Raw genomic sequence first — 13,615 nt, 5'->3', positions numbered from 1 at the left:
ATAATCAATTGATAATAACAAAAATACTATAACACTATGGCATTAAAAGCTGGTATCGTAGGACTTCCCAACGTAGGAAAATCTACTCTTTTCAACTGCTTGAGCAGTGCAAAAGCGCAAGCGGCAAATTTCCCGTTTTGTACAATCGACGCCCAAATGGGGCAAGTATCCGTACCCGATGAGCGGTTGACCCGTCTTGCCGAACTGGTTCATCCGGGACGTATCGTACCCGCCGTATGCGATATTGTCGACATTGCCGGTTTGGTGAAAGGTGCCAGCAAAGGCGAAGGCCTCGGTAACCAATTCTTGGGCAATATTCGCGAGTGTGACGCCATCATCCATGTGTTGCGTTGCTTCGACAACGGAAACATCGTGCATGTGGACGGTTCGGTAAACCCCGTGCGCGACAAGGAAATCATCGACACCGAACTGCAACTGAAAGACCTCGACACGGTAGAAAACCGCATCAAGCGCGTGGAAAAAGTAGCTAAAGTAGGTGGCGACAAGATGGCAAAGATAGAATACGATCTCCTGCTCCGTTACAAAGATGCATTGGAACAAGGACAGAGTGCCCGTACTGTAATACCTCAAAACGATGATGAAGAGCAGTGCGCCAAACAGATGTTCCTGCTCACCACCAAACCCGTGCTCTACGTCTGCAATGTAGACGATACCAGTGCCGCCACCGGCAACCAATACGTGGAGCAAGTACGCGAAGCCATCAAGGGAGAGGATGCCGAACTCATCATCATCTCCGCACAGACCGAGGCCGACATCGCCGAATTGGAAACGTACGAAGAAAAGCAGATGTTCCTCGAAGACCTCGGATTGAAGGAAAGCGGCTGTAACCGCCTGATTAAGGCCATCTACAGCCTCCTGAACCTGGAGACCTTTATCACCGCCGGAGAAATGGAAGTAAAGGCGTGGACTTATCACAAAGGCTGGAAAGCCCCGCAATGCGCCGGAGTTATCCATACGGACTTTGAAAAGGGATTTATCCGTGCAGAGGTCATCAAATACGAAGACTACATCAAATATGGCAGTGAGGTCGCGGTACGCGAAGCCGGTAAGCTGGGTGTTGAAGGCAAGGAATACGTGGTGCAGGATGGGGACATCATGCATTTCCGGTTCAATGTATAAGAAGAACGGGGCGGCCAAAAGTCCTGAAAAAGACCTTCCTTATCGTATCTTTCAAGTCGAGCTGACCGATCTGGAAAATGGAGACCGGGGCGAAGAGTTTTACTATATGGAGAAAGAAAACTACGTTAAGTAACAATCCTAATAAGAAACCTCAAATGGCAAATAATAGATTAAAGTATCTCATTGCAGGTACCGGCGGCGTAGGTGGCAGTATTGCCGGTTTCCTTGCATTGGCCGGAAAAGACGTTACTTGCATTGCACGCGGCGAACATCTTGCCGCCATACGTGAGCATGGTTTGCGGCTACATTCCGACCTGAAGGGCGAACATACGCTGAAGACGCCCGCTTATACGGCGGAAGAATATGCCGCTCTCGCTTCTTCATCGGCCGGCTACAAGGCAGATGTCATCTTCGTATGCGTCAAAGGGTATTCGGTAGACTCCATTACGGAACTTATCAAACGCGCTTCTCACGAAAATACGGTAGTTATTCCTATCTTGAACGTTTACGGTACGGGCCCCCGCATCCAGCGTCTGGTTCCGGACGTAACGGTACTGGACGGTTGCATCTACATCGTAGGTTTCGTTTCGGGAAAAGGGGAAATTACGCAAATGGGCAAGATATTCCGTCTGGTCTACGGGGCACACCGGGGCACTGATGTTTCCCGTGAAACATTGGAAGCCGTGCAACGTGATTTACAGGAAAGTGGCATCAAAGCCGAAATATCCCCCGATATCAACCGGGATACGTTCGTAAAATGGTCTTTCATCTCTGCCATGGCTGTGACAGGAGCTTACTACGACGTGCCTATGGGGGAAGTCCAGAAGCCGGGTAAAGTACGCGATACTTTTATCGGCCTTTCTCAAGAAAGCGCTGCATTGGGACGGAAATCAGGCATTGAATTTAAGGAGGATATTGTAGAATATAATCTTAAAGTTATCGACAAACTCGCGCCCGAAAGTACCGCTTCCATGCAGAAAGATATGGCGAGAGGACACGAGAGTGAAGTGCAGGGGTTACTTTTCGACATGATTGCGGCAGCGGAGGAACAAGGAATTGAAGTTCCGACGTACAGGATGGTGGCGGAGAAGTTTAAATAAAAATCACATACATATTAACCTAAATTGGCAAGTAAACAAGATTATTTTCTAACTTTGCTGCATAATCAAGTTAATAACTCTATTCCTTCAACAATATGCTAGCATTATTCTCCATCAACTGGAACCCTAATCCCGAACTGTTTAATCTCTTCGGAAGTATCCCAATCCGTTATTACGGTCTACTATGGGTTATAGGTATCGCACTCGCTTACGTAATAGTCCACCGTCAATACCGTGACAGAAAGATTGATGAAAAGAAGTTTGAACCGTTGTTCTTTTATTGTTTTTTCGGCATACTGATTGGAGCACGGTTGGGACATTGCCTGTTCTATCAGCCCGACTACTATCTGAACCACTTTTGGGAAATGATACTTCCGGTAAAGTTCCTGCCCGACGGCGGTTGGAAATGGACCGGATATGAAGGGCTTGCCAGTCATGGCGGTACATTAGGCTTGATTATCTCCCTATGGCTCTATTGCCGCAAGACCAAGATGCATTACATGGATGTGCTCGATATGATCGCTGTGGCTACACCTATCACAGCGTGCTGCATCCGTCTGGCCAACCTGATGAATTCTGAAATCATCGGCCAGCCCACCGATGTGCCTTGGGCTTTCGTCTTTGAACGGGTAGATATGCTTCCCCGCCATCCGGCGCAGCTTTACGAAGCAATCGCTTATTTTATCTTCTTCCTGGGAATGGTTTACCTGTATAAACGGGGACTGAAAAAACAGGTCTCCCTCCCCTATCATCGTGGTTTCTACTTCGGCCTTTGCTTGACGGAAATATTCGTATTCCGCTTCTTCATCGAGTTCTTGAAAGAGAACCAAGTAAACTTTGAAGACAGTATGAGACTGAATATGGGACAATGGCTGAGCATTCCTTTCATTATTATCGGTATCTATTTCATGTGTTTCTACGGGAAAAGAAAGAAATAAAACTACGCTCATAACGAAAGTATAAATTAGAATAAAGCATAGCGAATTAAATAATATAGAATTCGTTATGCTTTGTTTTTTCTTTATGTATAGAGCTGTAGAAAACATATTATGATCAAATTGTTGCTAATTCATAGCTTTTAAAACAAACAAATGTTTTTCAGAACGCATAAAAGAATTCCGTACCCAAAGATACCGCAGAGACAACCGATTACTCTAAATATTGATATTGCTACATATTATGAAATAAATTCAACTACCACTTAAATATAAATTTAATTCTACATACCACCACGAAACATTTATAGCCTATTTAGTTAATTAATAACAAAAGAATACTTACTTGTTATATTTTTTGTATATTCAGACTTTAATCTTACATGCTATGAAACAGATTTATTACTTAATTACGATTATTACAATAATCACAATAGCTAGTTGTGATAGTAGTAGTGAAGTAGAAAATGTTTCAAAAGTAGCTAATCTGCGAAGCATGAATTCCAATTGTAATGGTTTCGGTGGCGGTTGTTTACCCAATTGTCATATAGAAACAAACGATGATACCGGAGAAATAACTCTGACTTTTACACCCAACGAAACATATAGTTGTACTAATTTCCATGTCAGTTATACAGGAACTTCTATAGGCAATGCCTGGCTATCACTCTCAAACAATTCAAGCCAAGATGTTAAAATCAATGATAACGGATATACATATGTCCAAATAGAAGTATCATGTACTGATTATAATTGTACTTGCAGTAGATATTATATGGTAGAAGCAGGGGAAAAACCCGAAGATATCGGCCCCATAGAAATAGGGACTAATTGTGGAAGAGAATACTATTCACACTCATTTGAATGTATAAATGGAAAATTATATATATTCTGTAACGATAGTGAATACGATGAATACGATCCTGAAAAAAATCCTTTTAAAATGGTTATCGACAGTTATACCACGAGGATACATATTCCCGGAGACGAAGATGACAATAGTAACTTCCCTGATGGTGGCGGATATATTTTGGGAGATCCTATCGAGCTGAATAATATATATGAAGGGTATGCCACCGTTTATTTTTATAGTTCACAATGTAAATATCCTGAGCAACATTGTTATTATATTACTTACAACTGGATGGATGATGTAGAATATATAAATAATGTACATGTAAACGAGACAAATTCGCATCCCACTTATTAATTTTAATTGCCATGAAAAAATCACTCCCTACCATGATAGCAATACTATTGCTACAATTTTCCAGTATGATGTTTGGACAAGAAGAAGTAAAACTGTTCAATAATACAGGAAACAAAGAAATATTTTCAGAGACTTATTATTATGATGTCGCTACAAACTATACCTCTAACAATTTTCATAGTAGTGACGGCAGTCTATATCGGGATTTCCGAAAGGACGTCGATCCTTTTTGGAAAGATAGTAATACCACTACTAAACAGGAAGGTCAAATTACCCATAATTTGAGTGAATTTCTTATTCATAGGGACAGTGTACAGATGCAGGTAACGTTAGCAGACAGTCTCAGTCCTATATTGATACTTCAATTTTTGAAGGACGAACTGGAAGTACAAGGTATTAAGGCTTATTATCCCTCAAAGGGGAAACAACCTGCCGATTACCTTGCTGAAATCAGTTCCTGCAAATGCTATTATCAACTCAATTCACTCCAAGTGAATAAGAAAAGATATACCGGAAACTATCGCGTGGAATATATAGTGAAATGGAAAGAAAAAGATGCACAAAAAACGTTTCCTGCCGAAAGCGAAACCAAAGAACATATTATCTATGAATGGGAACGTAAACATAAAGCAGAAATGGATGAGATACCCAATTTATCTACTTCAATGACAATGCTTTGTCATAAGATAGCCAAAGCTAAGGCCAAACAAATAATATCCGCCTTGAAAAAGGGAAGTTAATCACTTCCCTTTCACTATTCTCTTAATATCATTCAACTTATTCAGCGCTTCCAGCGGAGTCAGGTTATTCACGTCAAGATTGAGTATCTCATCGCGTATCTGACACAGTACAGGATCATCAAGCTGGAAGAAACTCAGTTGCATACCACCGGCAGAAGAAGCACCTTCGGTAATGGTTTTACCGCTGACCATCCCGGTCTGACGGTTCTCTACCTCCAACTGATGTAATATTTCATCGGCACGCTTCACAATACTTTTCGGCATACCCGCCAACTTTGCTACGTGAATACCAAAAGAGTGTTCACTACCTCCACGTTCCAATTTACGCAAGAAAATAACTTTATTGTCGACCTCTCTCACCGATACATTGTAATTCTTGATGCGTTTGAAACTCTTCTCCATTTCATTCAGCTCATGGTAGTGCGTGGCAAACAATGTACGAGCTTTGGCACGAGGATGTTCATGGATATATTCTACGATAGCCCAGGCGATGGAGATACCATCGTAAGTGGAGGTTCCACGACCCAACTCGTCAAAAAGTACCAGACTACGCGAAGAAAGGTTGTTCAGAATATCCGCCGCTTCATTCATCTCCACCATGAAAGTAGACTCACCGACGGAAATATTATCACTGGCACCCACACGGGTAAATATCTTGTCCACCAATCCGATATGCGCACTTTCCGCCGGTACAAAGCTACCTATCTGAGCCAGCAAAGTAATCAATGCGGTCTGTCTCAACAAAGCGGACTTACCCGCCATATTGGGACCGGTAATGATAATAATCTGCTGTGTATTATTGTCCAACATCACATCATTGGCGATATACCTCTCGCCAATCGGCAACTGCTTTTCGATGACCGGATGACGTCCCTGATGAATTTCCAACACATCATCATCGGCAATGACGGGACGGATATAATTGTTCTCCCTGGCAGAAGTGGCAAAAGACAACAAACAGTCCAGACGGGCTATCTGGTTCGCATTTATCTGAATGGCGGGTATGAATTCGCTTAATGCCTGCACCAGTTCCGTATAAAGCTGCGTTTCAAGCACCAATATCTTGTCTTCCGCACCGAGTATCTTGTCTTCATATTCTTTCAACTCTTGCGTAATGTAACGTTCCGCATTGACCAACGTCTGCTTACGTATCCACTCCTGTGGCACTTTATCCTTATGCACATTACGCACTTCGATATAGTAGCCGAACACATTGTTATAGGCTATCTTCAAACTGGGAATACCCGTCAACTCGCTTTCACGTTGCTGTATCTGCAAAAGATAATCTTTACCGGAATAGGCTATCTGGCGCAACTCATCGAGTTCGGCGTTAACACCGGACTTAATAACACCGCCTTTATTGATAAGCAACGGCGGATCATTGTTTATTTCCTTTTCAATACGATCCCGGATAGAGCGGCAAATATTCAGTTGTTCGCCAATACGATTTAAACTGGCGTTATCAGCTTGCATACAAGCTTCCTTGATAGGTTCGATGGCCTGTAAAGCAACTTTCAACGCAACGACCTCACGGGGAGATACACGTCCTACCGCCACTTTAGAGATAATACGCTCCAAATCACCTATCAGATGCAGCTGTTCTTCAATCAACTCCTTGAAATCCGGCTGACGAAAGAAATATTCCACCACATTCAGCCGATCGTTTATGGGCTGAACATCTTTCAACGGGAATACCAACCAGCGCTTCAACAAACGGGCACCCATCGGACTGATCGTTTTATCTATCACATTCAGCAAACTGCTGCCGCCATCATTCATGCTGCCCATCAACTCCAGACTACGTACCGTAAACTTGTCCAGACGAACGTATTTATCTTCTTCGATACGTGCCAACGAGGTGATATGACCGATCTGCGTATGCTGCGTCATAATGAGATATTGCAAAATAGCACCCGAAGCTATAATACCGTTCTTGAGGTGTTCTACACCGAAACCTTTCAAGTTCTTCACTTCAAAGTGCTTCAGCAATTTTTCTCGGGCAGTTGTCTCTGTAAACACCCAGTCTTCCAGCTCAAATGTGAAGAACTTACTTCCGAAATTCCCCTCGAACATGCCACGTTTACCACGCTCGAAAAGTACTTCTTTCGGAGAAAAGTTATTCAACAGCTTATCTACATAGTCAAAAGGACCTTCCGCCGTAAGAAATTCACCTGTAGATATATCCAGAAAAGCGACACCACATGCACCTTTACCAAAATGGACGGCTGCCAGGAAATTGTTTTCACGGTAATTCAGTACATTGTCATTGATAGATACCCCCGGAGTCACCAGTTCCGTAATACCTCGTTTCACCAACTTCTTCGTCAATTTAGGATCTTCCAGCTGGTCACATATAGCCACACGCTTTCCTGCACGTATCAATTTGGGTAAATACGTATCGAGTGCATGATGAGGAAAGCCCGCCATTTCGATAGTCTTTCCCTTACCATTGGCACGCTTTGTAAGGGTTATACCCAAGATTTCGGCAGCAACAATAGCATCGGTTGAATAAGTTTCATAGAAGTCGCCACAACGAAACAACATGACAGCATCAGGATGTTTTGCCTTCAAATCAAGAAACTGTTTCATCATTGGGGTAAGAACAATATCTTCGTTCACGGTGGTATGTCTTTTACGGTTAGTAAGCTAAATTTATTGATGATACAAAGATAAGTCTTTTTTAGAAAATAAACGTGGAGAGCCTTCAAATCCTTAGTAAGCCTTAACAAAAGGCATTATTTTACTAAAACATGTTATAAAACACGCTTTTTTATTTGCTTTATTTGGATATTAGCCAAAAGTCCGTACCTTTGCAATGTGTTTTTCATAGTATTAGATTTAAGGTTAACAAAGGTTGGAGTACAGCGGTACTCCTTTTTTTATACCCATACGTTTCGTGGCAATCACGGATCAACATAAAATCACCGATTTAAGGTTGCAGATCAATCATCCTTATCCTGATGTTTCACAGTCTAAAAATTAATAGCTCTATTAAATATTCTTTATCTTATAATATACCATTACATTCCATTCTTTTTCTTACTTTTGTAATAAACAGCAAGATACGATAATCACAATAAAATTATTGCCGGTGGTAAAAGACGTATAGAAAACAAGTAAAATGTAAATATAAAGAAGGAGGATATACGTATGAAACGAAAAGTAGATATCTTTTATCTCATAATCCGTTTAGGGTTATGTTTTCTGTTGGTTTTTACTCCGCGGTTACTTTCCGCACAAGAAGACAACACGCGTTTTATTCCCGACAGTATACGTATAAGACCGGAATTGAAAGAACTCCTTTCTTCCCCTTTAAAGTTATCTCCCGGAAGAGGTCTTTCCTCTTCTGTACTTCAACCGACTTTTTTCGATTCCCTACCTCATTTTTCTTTAAAGAAAAACATCCACTTACCTTATCACACAAACCCTTCTCCACTTTTTCAGGGTGATTATCGTACTACCGGTATATTAAAATCTTTTCCCCACGGCGCATTATATGGTAGTGGAGGACAGACAAGCCTTCCGGGTATTGGACGAATCAATGATGCTTCGTTAGGATATCAGCATACATTCAATCAGAAACTGGAACTCCAAAGCAGTATAAATGCCATGAAGATAAATATGATTCATTCTACCGGACAAACATTCAATGCCTCGGGCGCTTTATTATATCATCCTTCTGACCGTGTTACCTTCAAAGTTTTCGGTTTATATGCCTTTGGAAATAATTATGGAATGGATGCTTCCAGTTACGGTGCTACCATGTCATTGGATATGTCCGAACGTTTTGGCATGGAAGTAGGCGTTCAACGTTACTACGACTCCATGCGCGGACATTGGGAAACCGTTCCCGTAGTCATCCCTTATTTCAATATCAACAAGCTCAAGCTGGGTTTGGATGTTGGCGGAATATTATATGAAATACTTCGTAATACTGTTTTTGACAAAAGTGATAAAGGTGGGGCAACGTTGGCGCCACCCCGTTTTCAGATGCCACCATTACGATAAGATAATTCTAATAATAAAACACGCATGAAATACTTATGGATATTATCAATTTTCTTGTGTTGTATCAGCTGCAAACAACAAAAACCGACAGAAGAGATAATGAAAGAGATAGTAATCTCAGGACAGATACTGAATAAAGAAGTATATCCCAACGAAAAGAAATTAAAACTCGTCATACCCTTCTTCCCACAACAAGAAACTTTTTATATATCTGCAATTGCAGATGACGGTACTTTTTCTTTCCGTTTCCCTTCTTATACTTCCTTGTGTGAAGTGTCTTTGTGCAATTATGCAGAACATCTTTATGTCCGTCCGGGTGACAGCCTGCATGTAGAGATTGATTTTCAAGATTTATTACATCCCCGTATAACGGGAACTTCCGGAAATCTGAACAAGTACATGAGTCTTTTTACTGATGGAGGATACTACCGGATGTCTTATCCTTATGATAAAAACGCAAGTCCGGAAATTTTTGAGGAGACTTTAAAAACAGAATACAATAGCCGTTTGGAACGTCGCAATGATTTTTTAAAGAAATATTCTCCCGGTAAAGAGATAGAGAAATATACGGCAGATTTATTGTTGATAGATTATTATTCAACTTTGTTTGGATATACTTTCCAGCAAATTCTCAAAGGAAACGATATTGATGCCGACAAATACAAGAAACTTTTGTCTGAAGCAAATTCCCTATTCGTATCGGATGATATAGTCTTTGCCAATCAATTTTCATTAGTAAAAAACATTTGTAATTCTTTCCATGCTTTTCAATATCGTATATCGGAAAATACGAATTCTGAATTGGATGAACTATTAAAACCTTTAGAAGAAAATGCCATCAAGGAATATCTTTATGCTTATCTTATAGGAAGTTCTCTGCTTATCAACGATACTACATGTTTCACTACTCATCGACAAGCATTTGACTCTATCGTACAAAATTCCTACCTTAAACAGAATATTTTATGCCTTTATAAAAAGAAAGTAGATTATCTGAATAATCCTCAAAGCATATCAGATTATATGCTCTATGGGTATTATCCGGATAATACCATGACGAAGAATATGTCTTTTATGACTTCTGTCCACCACCTTTTGGAAAAGCATAAAGGAAAAGTGGTTTATATAAATTTCTGGACGACAACTTGTCCACCATGTTTGGCGGAAATGGAACCTTTGAAAAAATTACGGGAACAATATTCTCCCCGGGAAGTAGCAATGGTTAGTATTTGCGACGGCAGAAACCGGACAGCTTATGAGCAAATCTTAGAACGTTTCTCATTAAATAATAGAGATATTGACTGTATCTTCTGGGAAGATTGGATTGACGCTGAAGATTACAGGCGTGTCATGCAGCATTGGAACATGCATAGCCATCCCCAATATCTCCTGATTAACCAGGCAGGTGTAATTGTAAATTATGGTACAATTTTACGTCCCAGTTATCCAGGTACCACCCAAAAGATAAATGAACTTTTAAATTAAATGATAAAGAGATTACCAAGAATCACATAACAAAATTCCAAATTCCTCAATAACAGCGAGGAAACATTTAGTGTTATTTATATTCTTCTTGATTTTATCATGCCCTCTGTCTGCAATATTCGTTCTATTCCGGTTTCGTTCATGCCTCAGAAAAAACTTTCCTTATTGCAGTTTCAAGAACGGCAATGTATTGCCACTTGTCGACAACGGCAATTTACCGTCCCATTTCTCCACTGCCTTGAGCTGAATTAGCTCAGGTGTAATACTCTGTTGAAGAATACGATTGGCATCCGCCTTTCCTTTGGCGGCAGCCACTACCTTTTCGGCTTCCGCAATGGCGGCTTTCTTCTCATTCTCCACCTTCAAGGCATTCTGCACAGCGGTATTCTTCTCGTCGATGGCGGCTTGCAGCAAATCATTCGGTTTTACGGAAGACTGTATGTTGGTAAACGTAAATCCACGACTACTCAAACGCTCTTTCAACAGTCCCTCCACCTCTTTCTCGAAAGCAGGGCGATTATTGATGAGCGAGTCGGTTTCATACAATCCGGCAACATCCTTGTAGGCGTTCTTGACTTCCGTCAGGATGACGCTTTGCTCCAACTCCTCGGTAGTCTTGCGATAACGCAGGAACACAACTTTCGCATTCTCGCGTTCAATATAATATTCAATGGTAGGATCCGTCTTAAAGATGGTACCCTTCTTATCCTGTATGTCGAAAGGCTCGTAATCCACAATCTGCGCAAAAGCAGGATATTCGAATAACTGTTTTACAAAACGATTATAAACTACCCATCCGGTCTCTACTTTAGCATCGTCCACACCACGTTCGCTGCCTGCCAAATTAACAATGATACCCGTCTGTCCCGAATCGATACGCTCCACGGCAAACATGACCATAAACAACATTACCACTGCAATGCCTACGATACCTGCTACTCCCAATTTCACGGTTGATTTCTTTGTAACTCCCATAACTGATATTTTTTTGTTTAAATGATAAATGTAATTCTCTGTTTACTTATTTTTCCACATCCGGCAAAGATGTCGGTTACTTTCTGGCAAATGCGTCGTTCTCTTACATCTGCTATCCACTACAAAGTAACAAAAAATTCTCCGTTCATCTGCTATTAATGTAACACGAATAATGTAACACGAACCCGAAAGATTTTTACTCCGCCACTTCTTCCCGTCAGATACCCCTTCCTAAGATACACAAGAAATGGTTACACGGACATCACATCCATGTAACCATTTACACGTTCTTTTCATAAGAATGGCCTACCTGCCATTTTTCCCTATTTTACCAGTTTACCAACCCGGATTTTGCCCCAAATTCAGGTTCTTATATCTTTCAAGATTGGAAATAGGGTAGAAATATAGATTATCGGTTATAGTACGGTTTGCAAACAAGAATTTGGTATACTTGAACCCTTCTCCTGATTTTTCTACTTTTACGCCATAGATGTTGGTTGTCTCATCCAATGCTTTCCAACGGCGTAAATCCCAGAAACGATGTCCTTCAAAAGCCAATTCCACACGACGTTCGTTCTTGACACGCTTCAAGAAATCATCTGCATTCAGATTATCCGGCAACAAAGGCATTTTCACGTCACTACGGTCACGGACAAGATTTACGGCTTCCAAAGCACTCATCTTGAGTTCGGCATTTTTATAATTAGGATCATTGAAAGCATTGACCATGGCTTCGGCATAGTTCAGAAGAATTTCACCATAACGGAACAAAATCCAGTTATGATATTTTTTCGTCACCTTACTGTCCGACTCGAAACTGATGGAGTTGTTCAGATACTTTTTCAGATAATAGCCCGTAGTCGTGGCATACTGTATAGGAAGCCCATTGGCACCACCTTCCCATATTTCCAATGGTTTCACAGGCCAAACCATACCATTATAGGCAATAGTCATACCCAAACGCTTATCGCGGTTAGCATACGGATTTTTTGCCATATCGGGATTATTCCAGTCAAACGGTTTTCCGTCAGCTGTTTCATAGGCGTCCACCAGATTTTGTGTGGGACAAGTAGATGTGGGTGCAGTACCTCTGTTTCCACCTATACCTACAGGAAAATTCAGTTTTTCAAAGTCACCTGTCTCACCTACCGAACGAGCCAAAATCACTTCCGAAGCCATATTATTAGTTTCGCCGAATAAATCGGCATATTTACCCAAGCTACATCCCAATTCAGACGCCGAACCGATAATTTCATAAGCCGCCTTTGCGGCAGTCTTCCATTTTTCGTCACTATCTTCCGAAAAGAGCGGACTTGCCATATAGAGTGTAACACGCGATTTCAATGCCAAGGCAGCTGCCTTGGTGATACGTCCGTATTCCTTACTTTGGAAACTACTATAGCTCACGGGCAGATATTTCGCTACATCTGTACATTCATCAACGATGAACTTGACGATTTCTTCATAAGATGTAGACGGCATTTCATTCGCCTCTTCCTGCGACAATACTCCCAACACCAAAGGTACATTACGATAGCGTTTAACAAGTTCAAAGTAGAAATAAGCTCTCAAGAAACGTACTTCATATTTATAATTATTGAACTCTTTCATGATGTTCTCATAATTATCGCCATACTCATATTCACTGAAAGTCAGCCCTTCCGTTTCTTTCAGATAAAGGTTGGCAGCACGTATACCACTATAATATTTGGCCCAAAGGTCATCTACCAACAAATCGGGCGACCACATTCCATTCACGAAATACTGGATGGAAGAAGATTCATAGATATGAACGGCATCATCCGTAGCTGCATCCTGCATGGCTCCGTCTATGTTACAAAATCCATGTTGCAAATGGCCATATACATTGGTAACCAATTGCTCCACACGTGTATAACTGGCAAGCACGTCTTCCTTACTATAGTTATCCGCTTCATCGCAATCCATGAAGTTGCAACCTGTCATTAGGAACGTGGACAGAAAATATCCGATTATAATCTTTATTTTTTTCATTGTAGTCAC

10 protein-coding genes and 1 pseudogene are annotated in these 13,615 nt (G+C 41.1%); 8 read left to right on the top strand and 3 right to left on the bottom strand.

The window, feature by feature from the left end; all coding sequences use genetic code 11:
* The first annotated feature begins 36 nt into the window (after positions 1 to 36).
* From ychF to C1A09_RS01925, 6 genes and pseudogenes are all read left to right on the top strand, one after another.
* Positions 37 to 1,140, top strand: coding sequence for a redox-regulated ATPase YchF (gene ychF / locus C1A09_RS01945; protein WP_101542049.1), 1,104 nt, complete (start codon positions 37 to 39; stop codon positions 1,138 to 1,140).
* Between the two features lie 34 nt (positions 1,141 to 1,174).
* A pseudogene (locus C1A09_RS16210) lies at positions 1,175 to 1,273 on the top strand (carboxypeptidase regulatory-like domain-containing protein); the annotation flags it as partial.
* 22 nt (positions 1,274 to 1,295) lie between these two features.
* Entirely contained in the window at positions 1,296 to 2,240 is a 945-nt protein-coding gene (locus tag C1A09_RS01940) for a ketopantoate reductase family protein (RefSeq protein ID WP_101542048.1), read from the top strand.
* 95 nt (positions 2,241 to 2,335) lie between these two features.
* The gene (lgt, locus tag C1A09_RS01935) at positions 2,336 to 3,178 is read left to right on the top strand and encodes a prolipoprotein diacylglyceryl transferase (RefSeq protein WP_101542047.1); all 843 of its coding nucleotides are present in this window, start codon (positions 2,336 to 2,338) and stop codon (positions 3,176 to 3,178) included.
* Between the two features lie 385 nt (positions 3,179 to 3,563).
* The gene (locus C1A09_RS01930) at positions 3,564 to 4,385 is read left to right on the top strand and encodes a hypothetical protein (RefSeq protein ID WP_101542046.1); all 822 of its coding nucleotides are present in this window, start codon (positions 3,564 to 3,566) and stop codon (positions 4,383 to 4,385) included.
* An 11-nt stretch (positions 4,386 to 4,396) separates the two neighbouring features.
* A complete protein-coding gene (locus tag C1A09_RS01925) occupies positions 4,397 to 5,125 on the top strand; it encodes a hypothetical protein (protein WP_145998962.1) in 729 nt (242 codons plus the stop codon).
* On the opposite strand, the gene mutS is transcribed toward C1A09_RS01925, so the two are convergent.
* On the bottom strand, positions 5,126 to 7,744 hold the full coding sequence (gene mutS / locus C1A09_RS01920) for a DNA mismatch repair protein MutS (protein ID WP_101542044.1): 2,619 nt from the start codon (positions 7,742 to 7,744) through the stop codon (positions 5,126 to 5,128).
* A gap of 525 nt (positions 7,745 to 8,269) precedes the next feature.
* Between mutS and C1A09_RS01915 the strand changes: the two genes are divergently transcribed.
* Together C1A09_RS01915 and C1A09_RS01910 are read left to right on the top strand one after the other, a co-directional pair.
* Positions 8,270 to 9,133 carry a hypothetical protein gene (locus tag C1A09_RS01915; protein ID WP_101542043.1) on the top strand — a complete coding sequence of 288 codons (864 nt, stop codon included), beginning with the start codon at positions 8,270 to 8,272 and terminating at the stop codon, positions 9,131 to 9,133.
* A gap of 99 nt (positions 9,134 to 9,232) precedes the next feature.
* Complete coding sequence (locus C1A09_RS01910) at positions 9,233 to 10,618, top strand: TlpA family protein disulfide reductase (RefSeq protein WP_233519843.1); 1,386 nt, start codon at positions 9,233 to 9,235, stop codon at positions 10,616 to 10,618.
* Between the two features lie 162 nt (positions 10,619 to 10,780).
* Here the strand turns inward: C1A09_RS01910 and C1A09_RS01905 are convergent, their stop codons facing one another.
* Together C1A09_RS01905 and C1A09_RS01900 are read right to left on the bottom strand one after the other, a co-directional pair.
* Positions 10,781 to 11,593: an SPFH domain-containing protein gene (locus C1A09_RS01905; protein ID WP_101542041.1), complete on the bottom strand. Its 813-nt coding sequence runs from the start codon at positions 11,591 to 11,593 to the stop codon at positions 10,781 to 10,783.
* A 336-nt stretch (positions 11,594 to 11,929) separates the two neighbouring features.
* Entirely contained in the window at positions 11,930 to 13,606 is a 1,677-nt protein-coding gene (locus C1A09_RS01900; protein ID WP_101542040.1) for a RagB/SusD family nutrient uptake outer membrane protein, read from the bottom strand.
* Positions 13,607 to 13,615 lie beyond the last annotated feature (9 nt).

Source organism: Bacteroides cutis (assembly GCF_900241005.1).
GTDB lineage: Bacteria > Bacteroidota > Bacteroidia > Bacteroidales > Bacteroidaceae > Bacteroides > Bacteroides cutis.
The sequence above is the reverse complement of the archived record's forward strand: the minus strand, read 5'-3'. Positions and strand labels throughout refer to the sequence as shown.